We start from the raw sequence: 17,243 nt of genomic DNA, 5'->3' as shown, positions 1-17,243 counted from the left end.
GTTGCGACTCTCCGTCGTCTCAGGCTCGTTGTGACTCTCCGTTGCCGTGCGACCGGGGCGTACGATCTTCCCCGCGCCGGCCGGGTGCTCTGAGGGTCCGCTGTCAGCGAAGAAGCTCAGCCGTCGGCGAATGCGTCTCGGCATGCGCCGTCTACGGTGCTTGGCTGGCACGATGAACGTTCTGATCCTCGGCGGCACCGCGTGGGTGGGCAGGGAACTGGCGCGGCAGGCCATCGGGCGCGGGCACGAGGTGACCTGCCTGGCCCGTGGTGAGAGCGGCGAGGTCGCCGAGGGCGCGACCCTGGTGGTGGCCGACCGGCGCGACCCCTCGGCCTACGACGCGCTGCCGTACCAGGACTGGGACGCCGTGTTCGAGGTGAGCTGGCAGCCCGCCTTCGTCCGCGGAGCGCTAGCCGCGCTCGGCGCCCGGAGCGGCCACTGGACCTATATCTCCTCCGTCAACGCCTACGCCGCCCACGATCAGCCGGGCGCCGACGAGTCCGCCGCCGTTATGGAGCCCACCGATCAGGACGAGGTCGATCATTCCCTGTACGGCTCGGCGAAGGTGGCATGCGAGCTCGCCTCCTCAGCCGTGGTGGGCGACCGCCTCCTGATCGCCCGTGCCGGCCTCATCGGCGGTCCCGGAGACCGGAGCGGCCGCACCGGCTACTGGCCGGCCCGCGCGGCCCGTGACCCGCTTGCGCCGATGCTCGTCCCCGACTGCCCCGAGCGGCCCACACAGGCGATCGACGTGCGAGATCTGGTGGCCTGGCTGCTCGACTGCGCCGGGAAGGGTGTCACGGGCACGTTCGACACCGTCGGGCCGATCGTCTCGTTCTCGGAGTGGATCGAGCTCAGCCGTGCCGCGGCCGGGCACACCGGGGCTGTCGTGGCCGCCGGTTCGGACTGGCTGCTGAGGGAGGGGGTGGCCGAGTACATGGGGCGGGAGTCGCTGCCCATGTGGCTGGTCGCGCCCGGATACGAGGGCTGGTCCGCCAGGACCGGCGCTGCCGCCGTCGGCGCCGGTCTTCGGCACCGTTCGCGGCGTGACATGGTGGACGACCTCCTGGCCTGGGAGCGTGAGCAGGGCTTGGATCGTGAACGGGGGGCAGGGCTCAGCGCGGGGCGCGAGGCCGAACTCCTCGCCGCACTCGCGGCACTCGCGTCCGAGGGGGCGCCGGGGGTGGATGGTGGTGATCAAGCGGGTTGACGCGGCGACGCCGTCCTCGGGCAGGCGGCCGACACCGGGACGCGCCACGGCGACGGGTGGGGCGGGGCGATCGACGAGGCGGGGCGACCGGCGAGGTCGGGGCGATGGGCGCGGCCGGGACGGGCTGGGCTGGGCTGAGGGTTGGCGATGGGCGTCACGCGCCAGGTCCGGGGAGCAGGTCGCGCGCCCGGTCCGGGTGCCAGGTCACGCGCCAGGTCCGGGGAGCAGGTCGATGTCGGTGGCGTTCATGGGGCGCTCGCACACCGAGCACCGCAGCTCCACATGGCTGATCTGCCCGCAGGCGTGATGGCGGTAGAGCACGGGCGGGCCCGCCGCTCCGGCCGTCCACTTGTCGCCCCAGCGCACCAGCACCAGCAGCAGGTCGCACAGCTCGAGCCCCTTCTCGGTCAGCTCGTACTCGTAGCGTGTCGGGCGCTGTGAATACTCCCGGCGCTCCAGCACCCCGTTGTCGACCAGCCACCGCAGCCGTTCGCTGAGGATCTTGCTGGAGATCCCCAGGTCGCGCTGGAGCGGCTCGAAGCGGGTGATGCCGGCGTAGACGTCGCGCAGGATCAGGGGTGACCACTGCTCGCCGATGATGTCGAGCGATCGGGCGATCGAGCAGGTCATGTCGCCGAACCGGGTGCGCTGCATGAACCCATCCTAGCCTGGTGGCTTTCCTTAGGAAAGTCACCAGGTGTACGGTGCGAGAGAGTCCCTTTCCTGAAGAAACCTTCTGAACGGAACACCCATCATGTCGAGCGACCTCACACCCCTGGCCGAACTGCTGTTCAGCGAGGCGGACGCCGTCCCCATGAGCATCGACCCGGCCACCGTCAAACCATGGAGCGAAGCGCGCGCCTGCCTGGAGACGGCCCCGAAGGGCTGGCTGTCCACCGTCCGGCCTGACGGGCGGCCTCACGCCATGCCCGTCATGCTGGTGTGGGCCGGTCAGGCGCCGTGCATCGCCACCCGTCCCTCCTCGCGCAAGGCCAGGAACCTCGCCATCAACGGCCACTGCGTCATGGCGGTCTCCGGGACCGAGCTCGACCTGATGGTCGAGGGCGTCGCCACGCTCCTCCACGACTCGGTCCTGCAGCGAGAGGTGGCCGCCGCCTTTCTGGCCAAGTACCAGTGGGAGTTCTCGCTGAGAGACGGCTTCGTGCACGATGACAGCCTGCCCGGCTCGCCGGAGTACGCCTTCTATCGGATCGCGCCCGTGCGTGCCTATGGGTACGGGGCGGACGGGCTGACCGCGACGCGATGGCGCTTCTGAGACCACCTCGCGGCTGGGCCGGAGCGGTGATCGCCCTCGCTGTCCTGCCCGCCCAGCGCCACCCGGCCCGCGCGCCGGAGCGGGGCAAGGCGTTGTCGTGCTCGCCCGGCCTGCGCGCCGGAGCGGGGCAAGGCGTTGTAGCGCTCGGGTGGCCCACGCGGTGGGGCGCCCCAGGCGCTGTCGCCCCCGCCCAGCCCGGCCCGCGCGGCGTAGCGGGAAGGCGCGGCCGCCCCCGCCCGGCCCGCGCGCCGGAGCGGGCAAGGCGCGGGATGCTGGCCCGGCCCGCACGGCGAGCTTCGCTCGGCGAGCTCCATTCCGGCGTGCGCGGGCGTCGGGCCGGGTGCACGTCGCGGCGGTGCATTCTGCACGCCGAAGCCCCGCCCCCGGACACTGGCGGCGGCCGCCGGGGTGAGCGAACACTGAGAGCATGGGCAGCCAGACGCTGCGCGATCACCCGGGCGGCCGTCCGCGGCCGATCCGGGTGCTGATCGCCGAAGACGTGCACGGCGTGCGAGCGACGCTGGTCGCCCTGCTCGAGCTGGAGGACGACCTCGAGGTCGTCGCCGAGCTGGTGTCGGGCGACGAGATCGTGCCCGCCGCGCTCCTGCATCGGCCCGATGTGGCGGTGCTCGACATCGGCCTGCCTCTCGTCGACGGGCTCACCGCCGCCGCCGAGCTGCGACACCGGTTGCCCGCCTGCCGGACGGTGATCCTGACCGGGCTGACGGGACGGGAGCATGTGCGCCGCGCCCTGGCCGCCGGAGCGGCGGCCTTTCTCGTCAAGGACGGCCCCGCTGACGTGCTCATAGGCACCATTCGTGATCTCGCGAGGGGCGGCGGCCCGGGACCGCCCGGGTGAGGCGCCGCAGGATTCCCGCCACTCATCCCAGATCCACGGACGGGTCTGATTTCTCCCGAATCTGCGCGAAGTCACCCGTGCCTATAATCGCCGACACCGTGCGCCGGGGTGCGGCGCTGCGAGAGCGAGGCGGGGTGATGGTCCCATCCGATGAGCGGGCGTCGGCCACGCCGCTGCCTGCCTGGTCGCCGGGGGCGACCGAGGCCAGGGGCGTGCTCATGGCGCCGACGCTGGCCAGGACCATCGTCGCCGTCGTCTTCTGCGGCTTCGCCGGGATCGCCCTGCTGTGGGTCCTGGAGCTGGGGCACACGGGCGGCGAGGTCGCGCTGGCCGCCGCCCTCCTGATCGCTCTGCTCAGCCTGCAGTACTTCTGCTTCGGACATCCGGGCACCGATCTTCGCTCACCGGCTGCCTACGCCGCGCTCGGCGCGCAGGCTCTCCTGGTCTACCTGCCGCTGCTGCTGTTCCAAGGGGCGTGGATCAGCCTGCCGTCGTTCCTGGCCGGGGTGCTGCTGCTCATGTTCCCCCAACGTGTGGCCTGGCCCCTGTTCGCCCTGGTCGTGCTGGGCACCGGGGTCGCCAAGTACGTCGACAACGGTGTGTGGCTCGACGTCACCTACATCCTCGTGAACACCGCGACGGCGGGTCTGTACATCTACGGCCTGACCCGGCTCGCCCGGCTCGTCACCGCCCTGTACGAGGCCCGTGATGAGCTGGCCAGGAGCGCGGTGGCCCACGAGCGGCTGCGTTTCGCCCGGGAACTGAACGATTCGCTCGGGCTCAGCCTCTCCGAGATCACGCTCAAGGGGCAGGCGGCCCTGCGGCTCCTGGGCCCACAGCCCGACCGGGCCGCGCGGGAGCTCGGGGAGATCCTGGAGATCTCCCGCCGGATGCTGGCCGACGTGCGTTCGATCGCGCGGGAGAACAGGGAGGCCGCCTCCGAGGACCTGCCCGCCGACGCGGGGCTGGAGGCCACGGCGTCCGACACGCAGGCGGCGACCAGGCTCGCGGGCGGGCTGGTCGTGGCGGTCATGGTGGGGCTCTTCCTCCAGGCGGTCATGCGCCAGCTCTTCCAGCCCCAGGACGTCTGGGAGCTCACGCTCGCCGCCGGATGCATCGCGGCCGCCCTGGGGCTGCAGGTGGGCTATTTCAGCAGGTCGGCGACCCGGGCGCCGGCCCCGACCGGCTACCTGCCGCTGGCCGTACTGGCTGTCCTGGTGTACCTGCCCACCCTGCTGTTCCAGCAGCCGTGGTCGGGAGTGCAGGGATTCCTGGCGGGCAGCGCGCTGCTGGTCCTGCGACCCGCCCTCGGCTGGAGCGTGTTCGCCGCGGTCGTGGCCTCCATGGCGTGGATCGAGGCCGGCTTCGGCGGCAACCTGCCCCTGGACTTCAACCACGTCCTGGTCACCATGGACCTGGGCCTGATCACCTATGGCCTGATCTGGATGGCCCGGCTGGTGCACCATCTGGGAGCCATCCGCCGGCAGCTCGCGGAGGCGGCGCTGGCCTCGACGCGGTTGCGGCTGGCCCAGGACCTGCACGACCTGCTCGGGCTGAGCCTCTCGGCGATCACGCTGACGTGCGATCTGGCCCATCGGCTGATCGCGCGGGATCCGGATCGGGCCCGCGCCGTGCTGGGGCAGGCGATGGAGATCTCGCATCACGCCCTGACCGAGGCCCGCACCGTCGCCGGTGACCGGCACCAGATGTCTCTCGAGGCCGAGTGCGTGACCACGCGGGCGCTCCTGGTGGCCGCCGGGCTCGATGTGACGATGGAGGTACGGCAGGCGGACGGCGAGCTGCCCGCCGAGGTCGGCACGGTGCTGGCGATGGTGCTGCGCGAAGGGGTCACGAACGTGCTCAGGCACAGCACGGGACGGCTGTGCGAGATCACCGTCACGCACGAGGGCGGGCAGGCGCGGCTGCGCATCGTCAACGACGGGGAACCGGGTGAGGCCGATCGGCAGGGCAGCGGGATCCGCAACATGTCCGAGCGGGTCGCCGCGCTCGGCGGGGTGCTGGTGGCGGGGCCGGGAGACGACGGCCGTTTCGTGCTGAGCGCGAGCATCCCGCGGGCGTCCGGCGACGAGCCGGACACGACCTCCTGAACCCCCGCGGCAACGCCGAGCGCCAAAGCCGGCCGCAGCACCCCGAAAACCGCGCGGCAACGCCGAGCGCCAAAGCCGGCCGCAGCACCCCGAAAACCGCGCGTCAACAAGGAGTGCCAAGCCGGCCGCAGTGCCCTGGAACCGCGCGTCAACAAGGAGCGCCAGGCCAACCGCGGGCTTCCGCCGGACTCACCGCCGCAGGAGGGCCTCGACGAGGGGGCGGATGACCGCCTCCATGTCGCGCCTGGCCGCCTCCGGCTCCTGGGAGGCGCCGACGTAGAGGGCGGCCTCGTCGGCGACGGCCAGCAGGACGTGCGCGAGCGGCTTGACCGGCAGCTCCTTCAGCGTCTCGTCCCGCACGCCCACGGCCAGGACTCCCTCGATCAGCCCGAGGATGTGAGGCTGGCAGATCTCGCGCCACCGCGCCCACCCCAGCACCGCAGGCCCGTCGATGAGGACGATCCGCTGCACCTCAGGACGCTGGCAGGCGTCCAGCCACGCCTGCACGCTGCGCATCATCAGCGTGACGAAGTCGGCGTCGGCGTCGATAGTGGCGGCGAGCTGTTGCGTGACCTCGCCTTCGACGTCCGCGAGCACGGCGGCGAAGAGTTCGGTCTTGTCGCCGAAGTGATGGTAGAGGGCGCCGCGGCTGACGTCGGCGTCGCGGACGATCGTTTCCGTGCCGACTCCGGCGAAGCCGTGCTCGGCGAACAGTCTCCTTCCTGCGGCGATCAGCGCGGTGCGCGTCGCGGCGGTCCGGTCGGCTTGCGTGCGGCGAGATATTTGCATACAGTCTGTCCGTAAGTTACATGCAGGTTGTATCTTTCTAGGGATTCTCGCATGCTTACAGTCGACCTGCCACAAGGCGCCGTCCAGTACCGGGTCGCCGGACCCGAGCAGTCGGAAGCGCCCCCTGTGGTCTTCGTCCACGCGTTCTTGACCGACGGTTCGATCTGGTCGGCCGTCGCCGACCGGCTCGCCGACCAGGGCGTGCGCTCCTACGCGCCCGACTGGCCCCTGGGGGCCCACCGCACCCCGCTGAGAGCCGACGCCGACCAGTCGCCACGCGGGGTGGCCGGCCAGATCCTGGCCTTCCTCGAAGCCCTCGACCTGCGCGACGTCACGCTCGTGGGCAACGACACGGGAGGAGCGCTCTGCCAGTTCCTGCTCACCATCGACGCCGCCAGGATCGGCCGGGTCGTGCTGACGAACTGCGACGCGTTCGACACCTTCCCGCCGTTCCCGTTCAACGTGATCTTCCAGCTCCTCAAGGGCGAGCGGCTGATGAAGGTCAATCTGCTGCCCATGCGGTGGCAGGCCTTCCGCCACTCGCCGCTCGGCTTCGGGCTGCTGGCCGACCGGCTCGACCCTGATCAGACGAGGTCCTGGATCGAGCCGAGCCTGCGCAACGCTGAGGTACGCCGGGACGCGGTGCGGTTCCTCAAGGCCGTCGATCCGAAGGAACTGCTCGACGTCTCGACCCGGCTCAAGGACTTCGGCGGGCCGGTGAAGATCGTCTGGGGTGGGGCCGACCGGGCCTTCAAGACCGCGCTCGGGCGGCGGCTGCAAGGGGCCTTCCGCGACGCGACCTTCGTCGAGGTGCCGCACGCGCACACGTTCGTGCACCTCGACGCGCCGGACGCGGTGGCGGACCAGATCGTCGGCTGGTCGCGCGTCGCCTGATCCGGGTCCGGGGTACGGCGGAGCGTGTCCGCGCCGCTGAAGCGGGCATGCTTGGCTGTGCCGTACAAGGTCGGCGGAGGGGGCGGGAGCATGGACCAGCTCGATCTGCTCGGCGATGCGGAGCAGCAGGCGGTGGTCCGCCATGTCGCCCGCTGCCGTGCCTGCAAGCGCCGGCTCCGCGATCCGGAGTCGCTCGGCTTCTTCATCGGTCCCACGTGCCGCAGGCGGCTGGGGATCGAGCCGGGGAGGCGGTTGCGGATCACGGGCCTGCCGCGCGGGTGGGAGATCGACGGGCAGGTCGACCTGCTCCAGGAGGGCGACGGGTGATCCCGCGGGCCCGCGGGGGCGGGCCGGGCGGGGTCAGCTGGTCAGGTCCTCGATGGGAGCCTGGGGGGCGTTGGTCCTGATGGACTCGATGCCCTTCAGGGCGTTGGCCTTGGTGGTGTAGGACTCGCTGGTCGCGATGATCTTTCCGTTGGTGGCGACCAGGTTGAAGCGGAAGCCGTTGCTGGCCTTCTTGATCACGAACCGCGCGGACACGATCGGTCTCCTTTGTCCGGTAATGGCATCGGGTGCGATCCTGCTGCCCCCTCCGGCCGGAGGTATGCGGGTGACGGGCTCCGCGAGCCGTAGCCGTACTTTTACGTGGAACGCCCGGCGACCCTCCCACGATCATCTGGTGTGCTCCTCAGCAGCCGTCCGGTGTTCGCCGGCACCGACCTCGACGAGATCCGCGACCAGGTGGCCAAGGTGTTCTGCCCGCACCGCCTGGACCTGGTGGGAGAGCCCGGCCTGCTGTCGGCCCGGTTCAACTCGGTCCAGCTCGGATCGGTCCGCGTCAACTACCTCGACTACGGCGCCGACGTGCGCATCGAGCCGGGCGACCTCGACACGTTCTTCCTGATGATGATCCCGCTCGCGGGGCGGAGCCTGATCAGGGGCGGGAACACGGAGATCGTCTCGACGCCCTCCCTGGCCGCGCTGCCGTCGCCGACCCGCCACCTCGACATGCGGTGGGCCGCCGGCTGCCCCCAGCTGATCGTCAAGTTCGAGCGCAACGCGATCGAGAACGCGGTGCAGCAGCTGCTCGGCGAGCGGCTCGACCGGCCCGTCGTCTTCGACCTCGGCGTGGACATGACTGAGGGCTGGGCCAGGGCCTGGCGCGGCATGCTCGACCTCATCGTGCGCGAGGCCGAGCACGAGGACGGGCTGACCGCCCAGCCGCTGGCGGTCGCGCATCTCGAGAACGCCCTGATCGCCTCGCTGCTGACCAGCCAGCCGTCCAACTACCTCGAACGGCTGACCTCGCCGCGGCCCCCCGCGCTGCCGAAGACCGTACGGCGCGCGGTGGAGTTCATCGAAGGCCACGCCCACCTCCCCCTCACCACCGACGACGTGGCCAGGGCGGTGGCGGTCAGCGGCCGTTCCCTGCAGGAGGGCTTCCGCGCGCACCTGGGACTGACGCCGATGGCCCATCTGCGGCAGGTACGGCTGGAGCGGGTGCACCAGGAGCTCGCGGCGGGGGACCCGGCCAGGGAGACGGTGACGACGGTGGCCGCCCGCTGGGGCTTCCTGCACCAGGGACGGTTCGCCGCCCAGTATCGCGAGAAGTACGGACGATCCCCGTCGGAGACGTTACGCCGGGGCGCCGCGCCAGGTGGATGAGATCCGCGCTCAGCGGATGGCTCGCCGGGCCCGCCCCGTCCTACCTTTTCTGTCAGGCGCCGATCACCCCGTCAGCTTCGGACAGAGAAGGAAACACCCTCATGCGCACCATCCTCGTCGTCGGTGCCGGACAGGCCGGACTGCACCTGGCCATCGGCCTGCTCCAGAACGGCTACGACGTCACCGTGGTCTCCAACCGCACCCCCGAGTCCATCCGCGACGGCCGGGTCATGTCCGGCCAGGCCATGTTCGGCACCGCCCAGGCCCACGAGCGGGCCCTCGGGCTCGACCTGTGGTCGGACTCCTGCCCGCCGATCGAGGGCATCGAACTGTCGGTGCCGGCACCCGGAGGCGGCAAGGCCATCGGCTGGGCCGCCCGCCTCGACACCCCGGCCCGCTCGGTCGACCAGCGGGTGAAGATGCCGGCCTGGCTGGCCGAGTTCGAACGGCTCGGCGGCAAGCTCGTCCTGCACGACGCCACCGCCGCGGACCTGGAGGACTACGCCGCCCAGTACGACCTGGTCCTGGTCGCCGCGGGCAAGGGGCAGATCGCCTCGCTGTTCGAGCGCGACCCGGCGCGCTCGCCGTACGCCACCCCGCAACGGGCCTTGGCGGTCACCTACGTGCACGGCCTCGCCCCGCGGCCTGAGCACTCGGCGGTCTGCTTCAACCTCCTGCCGGGAGTGGGCGAGTACTTCGTCTTCCCGGCGCTCACGCACAGCGGGCCCTGCGAGATCATGGTGTTCGAGGGCGCCCCAGGCGGGCCGATGGACTGCTGGGACGACGTGCGCGGCCCCGCCGAGCACCTGGCGCGCAGCCGCCGGATCCTGGAGGACTTCTTCCCGTGGGAGGCCGAGCGCTGCGCCGGGATCGAGCTCACCGACGCCAACGCCGTGCTGACCGGCCGCTTCGCCCCCACCGTCCGTCACCCGGTCGCGATCCTGCCCTCGGGCGCGCCCGTCCTCGGCGTCGCCGACGTCGTGGTGCTGAACGACCCGATCACCGGGCAGGGCAGCAACAACGCCGCCAAGTGCGCCGCCACCTACCTGGAGGCCATCCTGGAGCGGGGCGGGCAGCCGTTCGACGCGGCCTGGATGCGGCGCACCTTCGACCGGTTCTGGACGCAGGCCCAGCACGTCACCGCCTGGACCAACGCCCTGCTCGCGCCCGCCGAGCCCCACCACCTGGCGCTCCTGGGCACCGCGGGCCAGGTGCCGGCGATCGCCTCCCGCTTCGTCAACGGGTTCGACGACCCGGCCGACTTCTCCGAGTGGTTCATGGACGCCGAGCGGGCCGCCGCCTACCTGGAGCGGGTGGCGGCATGAGGTCCTTACGCGAGGCCTTCGGGCAGTTCGCGACCGGGGTGGCCGTGGTCACCACCGTCACCGCGCAGGGGGAGCGGGCCGGGGTGACGGTCAACTCCTTCACCTCGCTGTCCCTGGACCCGCCTCTGGCGTTGTGGTGCCTGTCGGGCCGGGCGCCGAGCGTGCCGCTCTTCCTGCGGGCCGAGCGGTTCGCGGTCAACGTCCTGGCCGCCGACCAGGACCACCTGTCGCAGCGGTTCGCCACCCCGGCGGCCGACAAGTTCGCCGGGGTGGAGCTGGCCGACGGGGCGCCGCCGTTGCTGGCGGGGACACTGGCGAGTTTCGTGTGCCGGACGGTGCGCGTCCACGACGGGGGTGACCATCACATCTTCGTGGGGGAGGTGGAGCGGTTCCAGCGGTCGGGAGGGGAGCCGTTGATCTTCCACTCGGGGCGTTACCGCGAGCTCGCCCATCCGGTCGGCGCGGTCGCGTGAGCTCGGGGGGCGCCGGTCCGCACCGGCCGGCGCCGTCGGCGGCTATCATCCCGCTCATCGAAGCGCGCGATGGAGAACGCCTCCCATGGACACCGTCAGATCGAAGCTCCTGGCACTCCTGACACCCGGCGCCGACCCCGTGCCTCCGGCGCCCGACGGCCGGTGGCCCGACATCGACTACGCCGGCCGGGACGTCGCCGACTGGGAGCCCTTCGAGCACCTCGTCCGTCTCAGGGCCCTGGCCGCATCGGCGCCCGATCAGGCCGCGATCGCCCTCCGGGCCTGGCTCGACCTCGACCCCGTCTGCCCCAACTGGTGGTACAACCAGCTCGGCGCCCCCCGGCTGCTGGGTGACGCGGCGCTGATCCTGAACGCCCCGAGCGACGCCGTCACCGCCGTTCTCGCCAGGGCGACCTGGGAGAACATGACCGGCCAGAACCTGATCTGGGCCGCCCAGGTCGCCGTCCGCCGCTGCCTCCTGACCGGCGACGAGGAGGGCCTCGCCGACGCCTTCCGCCGTGTAGAGGCCCTGCTGGTCACCGGCGAGGCCGAGGGAGTCCAGCCCGACCACAGCTTCCACCAGCACGGCCCCCAGCTCTACAACGGCGGCTACGGCCACGCCTTCGCCGTGGACACGGCGGCCTTCGCCGACCTGGCCGCGGGCACGCCGTACGCCTTCTCGCCGCGGGCACTCGCCGTCCTGTCCGGTTTCCTCCTCGACGGCCAGCGCTGGATGATCCACGGCGGCCGCTACGACATCGCCTGCATGGGCCGGGAGAGCTCGCGCGAGGGCAACGCCGGGCAGGCACGCGAGCTGGCGGGGGCGGCCGGGGCGCTGGCCCGCGCGGGCGCGCCGAGGGCCGATGAGCTGATCCGCTTCGAGCGGCCCAGCGGCGCCCGCGCGTTCTGGCGCTCCGACTACCTGGCCGTCTTCCGCCCGGCGTGGTCGGCGGCGGTCAAGCTCTCCTCGACGCGCACGGTCCTGTCGGAGTCGATGAACGGCGAGGGCCTGGGCGGGCGGCACCTGTGCGACGGCGCGCTCCACCTGTGGCGCGAGGGCGAGGACCATCCCGACCTCAGCCCGGTCCTGGACTGGCGGCACGTGCCGGGCACCACGGCGGTCCAGGGGCCTGGCCCGCCGGCGCCCAACCATCTCGACCGAGACAGGGGCGGCTCGCCGTTCGCGGGGGTGCTGTCCGACGGCTGGTACGGCGTGGCGGCGATGCATCTGGAGCGCGACGGGATGAGAGCGCGCAAGGCGTGGTTCTTCCTCGACGACGGATACGTCGCCCTCGGCGCGGGCATCACGGGCGCGCACGTCCACACCACGATCGACCAGACGGCCCTGCCCACGACCCGCGGCTACCGCCTCCTCGAACCGGGCGAGCTCACCATCAGGACCGGCGCCAGGACGGGCCGCTGGTCCGACATCAACCGCTCCCAGCCGGATCGCGAGATCACCGCCGAGGTCATGGAGCTCTGGCTCGGCCACGCCCGCACCCCCGGCTACGCCTACCAGGCCGGCGACGACGAGGTCGCCGTCCTGGCCAACACCACGCGGGTGCAGGCCGTACGGCACGGCGGCCTGGTCCAGGCCGTCTTCCACGAGCCCGGCACCCTGGAGGGGATCACGGTGGATCGCGCGGTGCTCCTGCAGATCGACGGCACGACGGGTCACGTGGCCTGCCCGCTGGCGCGCGGCGGTCACGTCACGGTCAACGGCACCCGGGTGACGCTCCCGGCCTCCGGGGAGACCCGCCGATTTGACCTAGAGCGTGCTCTAGAACGCACGATGAGGAGATGAGAAAGCGTCATCTGGGCAAGACCGGCCCCGAGGTGTCCGCCATCGGGCTCGGCTGCATGGGCATGTCCGAGTTCTACGGCGCCGCCGACGACGCCGAGTCGATCACCGTCATCCATCGTGCTCTCGACCTGGGCATGAACTTCCTGGACACGGCCGACATGTACGGCAGGGGCCGCAACGAGCAGCTCGTCGGCAGGGCCATCAGGGACCGCAGGGACGAGGTGGTGCTGGCCACCAAGTTCGGCATCGTCAGGACCGACGACCCCACCTACCGCGCGGTCGACGGCCGACCGGAGTACGTGCGCCAGTCCATCGACGCCTCCCTGCGCCGCCTCGGCGTCGACCACGTCGACCTGTACTACATGCACCGCCGCAACTCCGACATCCCGATCGAGGAGACCGTCGGCGCCATGGCCGAGCTCGTCGATCAGGGCAAGGTCGGGCACCTGGGCCTCTCGGAAGTGGGCGCGCAAACGCTGCGCCGGGCCCAGGCCGTGCATCCGATCGCCGCCCTGCAGAGTGAGTACTCCCTGTTCACCCGCGGCCTGGAACGGGAGATCCTGCCCGTGGCACGCGAGCTGGGCATCGCCCTGGTCGCCTACTCGCCGATCAGCCGCGGCCTGCTGGGCGGCGTGGCCGCCGGCGAGCTGCCGGCCGACGACTTCCGCCGCCACCTGCCGAGGTTCGCGGGTGAGAACGCCGAGCACAACGAGAAGCTCGTCGGCGAGGTGCGGAAGATCGCGGCGGAGGCAGGAGTGACGGTGGCGCAGGTGGCGCTGGCGTGGCTGCTGTCCCGCGGCGACGACGTCATCCCGATCCCGGGCACCAAGCGCCTGCGCTACCTGGAGGAGAACGCGGCGGCGGCCGACGTCGTCCTGACGGCGGAGCAGCGGGCCGCGCTGGAGGCGGCCGTGCCCGCGGACGCTGTCAAGGGCGCCCGGTACGGCGCGGGAGCCGCCAACCTGGAGAACTGAGAACGAAAGGTATGCGCCGGGTATGTCGGCCGCGCAGCCCGTTGACGGGTGATCACGCGGCTCACTTGGATGGGTCTCCTTCCCCGAAGGAGACCCATGCGCCCGACCCGTCCCCTCCTCGTCGCCGCGATGATCGTGGCGAGCTGCCTGGCCGTCCCGGCGCCCGCCGGTGCGGCGGCGTTCACGCATCCGGGGGTCCTGGTCAGCCGCGCCCAGCTCGACTTCGTCAGGGCCAACCTCGGCAGGCAGCCGTGGAAGTCGGCGTGGGCGTCGCTGCAGGCCAGCTCGTACGCGTCGTTGTCGTACACCCCGCACCCCCGCTCCGAGGTGAACTGCGGCCCCTCGTCCACGCCCGACAACGGGTGCTCCGACGAGCGCAAGGACGCCAACGCCGCCTACACGCTGGCGCTGCGCTGGTACCTGTCCAAGGACCCGCGTTACGCCGTCAAGGCGATCCAGATCATGGATGCCTGGTCGGCCGTGATCACCAAGCACACCGGCGCGAACGCGCCGCTCCAGACCGGCTGGGCGGGCGCCAACTTCTCGCGCGCCGCCGAGCTCGTCAAGCACACCTATCCGGGCTGGTCCCAGGCGGCCAGGTTCGCCGGCAAGCTGCGCACCGTCTACCTGCCGACGGTGATCAAGGGCGCGCCGAACAACAACGGCAACTGGGAACTGATCATGACGGACGCCGCGATCGGCATCGCCGTCCACCTCGACGACCGCGCCTCCTTCGACAGGGCCGTCAGGACCTGGAACGGCAGGCTGCCCGCCTACATCTACCTCACGACGGACGGCTCCCTGCCCAAGGCGCCGCCCGGCAGCACCTACGACACCAAGGCGGAGATCGTCGACTACTGGCACGACCAGACCACGTTCGTCGACGGGCTGACCCAGGAGACCTGCCGCGACTTCTGGTACGCGGGCTGGGGCATCGCGGCGATCTCCCACGTCGCCGAGACGGCCGCGATCCAGGGGCTCGACCTGTACGCCAAGGCCAAGCACCGCCTGCGACGGGCGATGGACCTGCACGCCAAGGTGGAGCTGACGAGGATGGTGCCGTCGTGGTTGTGCGGCGGCGACGTCGAGCTCGACCGGCTGGACGCGCACCTGGAGGTCGGCTTCAACGCCCTGAGCACCCGCCTGGGCTACGGCGACTTCCCCTACGCCGAGCAGTTCGTCGAGCGGGAGCGGCCCGCGGGCGTCTCGCACTTCCTGGGCTGGGAGACCCTCACCCACGCCGAGAACCCCGAGGTCGCGGGCGTCGGGGCGGCGGCGGAGCCCGACTTCGACGGCGACGGCGCCGGTGACCTGTTCTCCACCTCCACCGGGACGCTGACCATCTGGAACGGCAACGGATCCAACGGCTTCGGCGCGCCCGTCGCGGCCGGCGGCGGCTGGGAGGCCTACACGCGGCCGGTCGCGGGCGACTTCGACGGCGACGGCGTCGCCGACCTGCTCGCCGCCAAGAAGGACGGCTCCTACCTGTACGTATGGAAAGGACTCGGGGGCAACGCCTTCGCCGGCCCCGAGCGGCTCGGCCCCGGCTGGGAGCCGTACGCCGAGACGCTGACGTCGCTGGGTGACGTCGACGACGACGGGCGCCCCGACATCGGCGCCGTCCACCGCGAGAGCGGCGTCCTGCAGGTGTGGCACGGCCAGGGCGGCAACCAGTTCGGCCGCGCGACTCCCGCGACCCTGACGGCGTGGCTGGGCCAGGGGCTGACCGGGCACCACCGGCCGGTCGCCGGCGATTTCGACGGTGACGGCATCGGCGACCTGATCCTCGTGAGGAAGGACGACCCCTCGCGGCTGTCGATGCGCAGGGGCACGGGGAACGACGCCTACGGTCCCGGCGTGAGCTCGGGTCACGGCTGGGAGCCGTACGCCCAGAGCCTGGTGTCGGCGGGTGACGTCAACGGCGACGGGCGCGACGACCTGGTCGCGGTGCACGCCGAGACCGGGACGCTGCACGTGTGGAACGGCACCGGCGGCCTCGGGTTCGGGACGGCGGTCCCGGTCAGCCCTGGGTGGAAAGCGGCGTGGTGACAGGTGGGGTGACCGGCGTGGTGACCAGTGGGGCCTGGGCGAAGGGCTCGACCAGGGTGTAGCCCTCGGGCTTGCCGCAGACGCGGGCGCCCAGGGCGCGGTGGCGCTCGACGATCGAGTGCTCGGCGCGCATGAGCATCCAGCCCCGCCGTACGAGGAAGAACGGCGACTTGCGCCCTTCGCGCAGGTCGCGCCAGAGCCTGCGGCGGAAGGTCTGCATCGGCTTGCCGCGCAGGCACAGCGCCTCGGCCAGGACGCCGTGCTCGCGGCAGCGGGCGATCAGCTCGGCGGCGAAGATGCCCTCGGCGACGAACGCGGGCGCCTCACCCAGGTCGACGTGGTCGACGCCGACGCGCGAGCTGGTGGAGATGTCGTAGCGCGGCGGCTCGGCCCGGCCGGTCGTCGCCAGGGCGAGCACCGCCTCCATCGCCGCGTCGGCGTCCCAGGAGAGCGGGGAGTCCCAGTCGACGGCGCTGCCGTCGGGCAGCAGCGGGAGGGTCGGGTCGTGCCCCTCCTTGTAGAAGTCGTCCAGCCGGAGCACCGGCAGACCGGTCCGCTGAGCGAACAGGGATTTCCCGACCCCGGAGGGGCCGGTCACGAGTACCACCGGACGCAGGCTCACGGACAACCAGTTTATCGGACAAGCGCCAACAAACCGACATTCACCGAGTTCGGCGCCGTTTTCCGCTTCCCTGCGCGGGTTTCTTCCTCGGCGGAGCGGGCTTGCGCGCACGGCGGGGAGGATCGTCGGCCTGGGCTCGGCCACGCGAGCTGTTCACCGTGCGCCCGCGCACGATGCCGATGAAGTCCTCCACCAGATCCGTGGTCGCCTCGGTCGGCCAGGCCAGCGCGACCTGCGACTGGAGCGTCTCCACGACCGGGCGGTAGGTGAGATCCCTGCGATGGTGCAGGCGCGCCAGCGACTGCGGCACGACCAGCAGCCCCGCGCCCGCCGCCACCAGCTCGACCGCCTCGGCGGTGGTCTCAGGGCGGGTGAAGGCCGGCTGCCCGGGACGCTCGGCCCACTCCAGGCTGTCGTCGAGCGGATGGAAGACGTCGTCGTCGGCCAGGTCGGCGACGGTCACCTCGTCGGCGGCGGCGACCGCGTGGTCCTTGGGCACGATGACCACGGTGGTCTCGACGTAGAGCGGGATGGCGCTGAGCCTCTCGCGGTCGACGGGCAGCCGCACGAACGCCGCGTCGGCGCCGCCGTCGAGCAGGAGCGCCGCCGCCTGTCCCGGAGCCACCTGGATCAGGGTGAGCGGGACGTCGGGCACCCGCTCGGTCCAGACCCTGACCCACTTCGCGGGCGTCACACCGGGCACGTAGGCCAGCCGGAACTCCTTGCCGTCAGTCACTCGCTCAGGGTACCGATGTCCGGGCGGGCGCCCGCGACTGACTACCCTTGACCCATGACCTCAGCCAAGCCGAAGAGCACCCAGACGATGAAGCCCGCGACCGCGGCCAAGAAGCTGGGTGTGCTCCTGTCGGCCACTCCTGCCGAGTTCCAGGAGGGCGTCGTCTCCCGCGAGGAGCTGAACTCTCTGCAGGCCCAGCCGCCGGCGTGGCTGGCCGACCTGCGCCGCAACGGCCCCCACCCCAAGCAGGTCGTGGCGGCCAAGCTCGGCGTCTCGATCTCCGGGCTGGCCCGGGCGGGCATCGACGGGCCGCTGACGACGGAGGAGATCGACGAGCTCAAGGACGAGAACCCCGCCTGGCTGGAGCACGAGCGCTCGATCCAGGCCGAGGTGCGCAAGGAAGCGCGGCGGCTCAAGGAGCAGTAGTCGTCACGGCGGCCGTCCGGCGTCAGGGGCGAC

At 71.8% G+C, this 17,243-nt stretch carries 18 protein-coding genes; 13 read left to right on the top strand and 5 right to left on the bottom strand.

The features are described 5' to 3' along the window. Window positions 1-172: 172 nt before the first annotated feature. Window positions 173-1,210: an NAD-dependent epimerase/dehydratase family protein gene (locus HNR30_RS39760; protein ID WP_181615351.1), complete on the top strand. Its 1,038-nt coding sequence runs from the start codon at window positions 173-175 to the stop codon at window positions 1,208-1,210. A 204-nt stretch (window positions 1,211-1,414) separates the two neighbouring features. On the opposite strand, the gene HNR30_RS39755 is transcribed toward HNR30_RS39760, so the two are convergent. Then, entirely contained in the window at window positions 1,415-1,864 is a 450-nt protein-coding gene (locus tag HNR30_RS39755) for a winged helix-turn-helix transcriptional regulator (RefSeq protein ID WP_181615350.1), read from the bottom strand. A 100-nt stretch (window positions 1,865-1,964) separates the two neighbouring features. On the opposite strand from HNR30_RS39755, the gene HNR30_RS39750 reads away from it, so the two are divergent. The 3 genes from HNR30_RS39750 to HNR30_RS39740 all read left to right on the top strand — a co-directional run bounded on the left by HNR30_RS39750 (window position 1,965) and on the right by HNR30_RS39740 (window position 5,453). After that, a complete protein-coding gene (locus HNR30_RS39750; RefSeq protein WP_181615349.1) occupies window positions 1,965-2,486 on the top strand; it encodes a pyridoxamine 5'-phosphate oxidase family protein in 522 nt (173 codons plus the stop codon). A gap of 427 nt (window positions 2,487-2,913) precedes the next feature. Continuing rightward, a complete protein-coding gene (locus HNR30_RS39745) occupies window positions 2,914-3,345 on the top strand; it encodes a response regulator (RefSeq protein WP_181615348.1) in 432 nt (143 codons plus the stop codon). A 137-nt stretch (window positions 3,346-3,482) separates the two neighbouring features. Then, window positions 3,483-5,453, top strand: a complete 1,971-nt coding sequence (locus tag HNR30_RS39740; protein WP_181615347.1) for a sensor histidine kinase — start codon at window positions 3,483-3,485, stop codon at window positions 5,451-5,453. 189 nt (window positions 5,454-5,642) lie between these two features. Here the strand turns inward: HNR30_RS39740 and HNR30_RS39735 are convergent, their stop codons facing one another. Continuing rightward, window positions 5,643-6,242: a TetR/AcrR family transcriptional regulator gene (locus HNR30_RS39735; RefSeq protein ID WP_181615346.1), complete on the bottom strand. Its 600-nt coding sequence runs from the start codon at window positions 6,240-6,242 to the stop codon at window positions 5,643-5,645. A 51-nt stretch (window positions 6,243-6,293) separates the two neighbouring features. On the opposite strand from HNR30_RS39735, the gene HNR30_RS39730 reads away from it, so the two are divergent. Together HNR30_RS39730 and HNR30_RS39725 are read left to right on the top strand one after the other, a co-directional pair. Continuing rightward, a complete protein-coding gene (locus tag HNR30_RS39730; protein WP_181615345.1) occupies window positions 6,294-7,136 on the top strand; it encodes an alpha/beta fold hydrolase in 843 nt (280 codons plus the stop codon). A gap of 90 nt (window positions 7,137-7,226) precedes the next feature. After that, complete coding sequence (locus HNR30_RS39725; protein WP_181615344.1) at window positions 7,227-7,463, top strand: DUF6011 domain-containing protein; 237 nt, start codon at window positions 7,227-7,229, stop codon at window positions 7,461-7,463. Window positions 7,464-7,496: 33 nt separating this feature from the next. Here HNR30_RS39725 and HNR30_RS39720 read toward each other — a convergent pair whose 3' ends face one another. After that, window positions 7,497-7,676, bottom strand: a complete 180-nt coding sequence (locus HNR30_RS39720; protein ID WP_181615343.1) for a YegP family protein — start codon at window positions 7,674-7,676, stop codon at window positions 7,497-7,499. Window positions 7,677-7,817: 141 nt separating this feature from the next. Here HNR30_RS39720 and HNR30_RS50470 point away from each other — a divergent pair, with 141 nt between their 5' ends. From HNR30_RS50470 to HNR30_RS39690, 6 genes are all read left to right on the top strand, one after another. After that, the gene (locus tag HNR30_RS50470) at window positions 7,818-8,801 is read left to right on the top strand and encodes an AraC family transcriptional regulator (RefSeq protein WP_181615342.1); all 984 of its coding nucleotides are present in this window, start codon (window positions 7,818-7,820) and stop codon (window positions 8,799-8,801) included. Window positions 8,802-8,902: 101 nt separating this feature from the next. Then, entirely contained in the window at window positions 8,903-10,126 is a 1,224-nt protein-coding gene (locus tag HNR30_RS39710) for a styrene monooxygenase/indole monooxygenase family protein (RefSeq protein ID WP_181615341.1), read from the top strand. Next, a complete protein-coding gene (locus tag HNR30_RS39705; protein WP_181615340.1) occupies window positions 10,123-10,599 on the top strand; it encodes a flavin reductase family protein in 477 nt (158 codons plus the stop codon). Before HNR30_RS39710 ends, HNR30_RS39705 begins: the two co-directional genes overlap by 4 nt. Before the next feature lie 85 nt (window positions 10,600-10,684). Continuing rightward, window positions 10,685-12,403 carry a polysaccharide lyase family 8 super-sandwich domain-containing protein gene (locus HNR30_RS39700; RefSeq protein WP_181615339.1) on the top strand — a complete coding sequence of 573 codons (1,719 nt, stop codon included), beginning with the start codon at window positions 10,685-10,687 and terminating at the stop codon, window positions 12,401-12,403. Continuing rightward, window positions 12,400-13,377: an aldo/keto reductase gene (locus HNR30_RS39695; protein WP_181615338.1), complete on the top strand. Its 978-nt coding sequence runs from the start codon at window positions 12,400-12,402 to the stop codon at window positions 13,375-13,377. The genes HNR30_RS39700 and HNR30_RS39695 overlap by 4 nt, the downstream gene beginning before the upstream one ends. Before the next feature lie 96 nt (window positions 13,378-13,473). After that, the gene (locus tag HNR30_RS39690; protein ID WP_181615337.1) at window positions 13,474-15,426 is read left to right on the top strand and encodes an FG-GAP-like repeat-containing protein; all 1,953 of its coding nucleotides are present in this window, start codon (window positions 13,474-13,476) and stop codon (window positions 15,424-15,426) included. Here HNR30_RS39690 and HNR30_RS39685 read toward each other — a convergent pair. Together HNR30_RS39685 and HNR30_RS39680 are read right to left on the bottom strand one after the other, a co-directional pair. Continuing rightward, on the bottom strand, window positions 15,398-16,048 hold the full coding sequence (locus tag HNR30_RS39685) for a uridine kinase family protein (protein ID WP_181615336.1): 651 nt from the start codon (window positions 16,046-16,048) through the stop codon (window positions 15,398-15,400). The two genes, HNR30_RS39690 and HNR30_RS39685, sit on opposite strands and share 29 nt — an antisense overlap. Window positions 16,049-16,088: 40 nt before the next feature. Beyond that, window positions 16,089-16,784 carry a LysR family substrate-binding domain-containing protein gene (locus HNR30_RS39680; protein ID WP_312894982.1) on the bottom strand — a complete coding sequence of 232 codons (696 nt, stop codon included), beginning with the start codon at window positions 16,782-16,784 and terminating at the stop codon, window positions 16,089-16,091. Window positions 16,785-16,838: 54 nt separating this feature from the next. Here HNR30_RS39680 and HNR30_RS39675 point away from each other — a divergent pair, with 54 nt between their 5' ends. Then, window positions 16,839-17,210, top strand: coding sequence for a DUF5997 family protein (locus tag HNR30_RS39675; protein ID WP_181615335.1), 372 nt, complete (start codon window positions 16,839-16,841; stop codon window positions 17,208-17,210). Window positions 17,211-17,243 lie beyond the last annotated feature (33 nt).

The organism is Nonomuraea soli, from assembly GCF_013761175.1.
Lineage (GTDB): Bacteria > Actinomycetota > Actinomycetes > Streptosporangiales > Streptosporangiaceae > Nonomuraea > Nonomuraea soli.
Note: the sequence above shows the minus strand (reverse complement) of the source record. Positions and strands in the feature narration are given on the sequence as shown.

Coding starts and splice junctions, on each gene's coding strand:
- HNR30_RS39760 (WP_181615351.1), top strand. CDS start 173: ATGAACGTTCTGATCCTCGGCGGCACCGCGTGGGTGGGCAGGGAACTG.
- HNR30_RS39755 (WP_181615350.1), bottom strand. CDS start 1,864: ATGCAGCGCACCCGGTTCGGCGACATGACCTGCTCGATCGCCCGATCG.
- HNR30_RS39750 (WP_181615349.1), top strand. CDS start 1,965: ATGTCGAGCGACCTCACACCCCTGGCCGAACTGCTGTTCAGCGAGGCG.
- HNR30_RS39745 (WP_181615348.1), top strand. CDS start 2,914: ATGGGCAGCCAGACGCTGCGCGATCACCCGGGCGGCCGTCCGCGGCCG.
- HNR30_RS39740 (WP_181615347.1), top strand. CDS start 3,483: ATGGTCCCATCCGATGAGCGGGCGTCGGCCACGCCGCTGCCTGCCTGG.
- HNR30_RS39735 (WP_181615346.1), bottom strand. CDS start 6,242: ATGCAAATATCTCGCCGCACGCAAGCCGACCGGACCGCCGCGACGCGC.
- HNR30_RS39730 (WP_181615345.1), top strand. CDS start 6,294: ATGCTTACAGTCGACCTGCCACAAGGCGCCGTCCAGTACCGGGTCGCC.
- HNR30_RS39725 (WP_181615344.1), top strand. CDS start 7,227: ATGGACCAGCTCGATCTGCTCGGCGATGCGGAGCAGCAGGCGGTGGTC.
- HNR30_RS39710 (WP_181615341.1), top strand. CDS start 8,903: ATGCGCACCATCCTCGTCGTCGGTGCCGGACAGGCCGGACTGCACCTG.
- HNR30_RS39705 (WP_181615340.1), top strand. CDS start 10,123: ATGAGGTCCTTACGCGAGGCCTTCGGGCAGTTCGCGACCGGGGTGGCC.
- HNR30_RS39700 (WP_181615339.1), top strand. CDS start 10,685: ATGGACACCGTCAGATCGAAGCTCCTGGCACTCCTGACACCCGGCGCC.
- HNR30_RS39695 (WP_181615338.1), top strand. CDS start 12,400: ATGAGAAAGCGTCATCTGGGCAAGACCGGCCCCGAGGTGTCCGCCATC.
- HNR30_RS39690 (WP_181615337.1), top strand. CDS start 13,474: ATGCGCCCGACCCGTCCCCTCCTCGTCGCCGCGATGATCGTGGCGAGC.
- HNR30_RS39675 (WP_181615335.1), top strand. CDS start 16,839: ATGACCTCAGCCAAGCCGAAGAGCACCCAGACGATGAAGCCCGCGACC.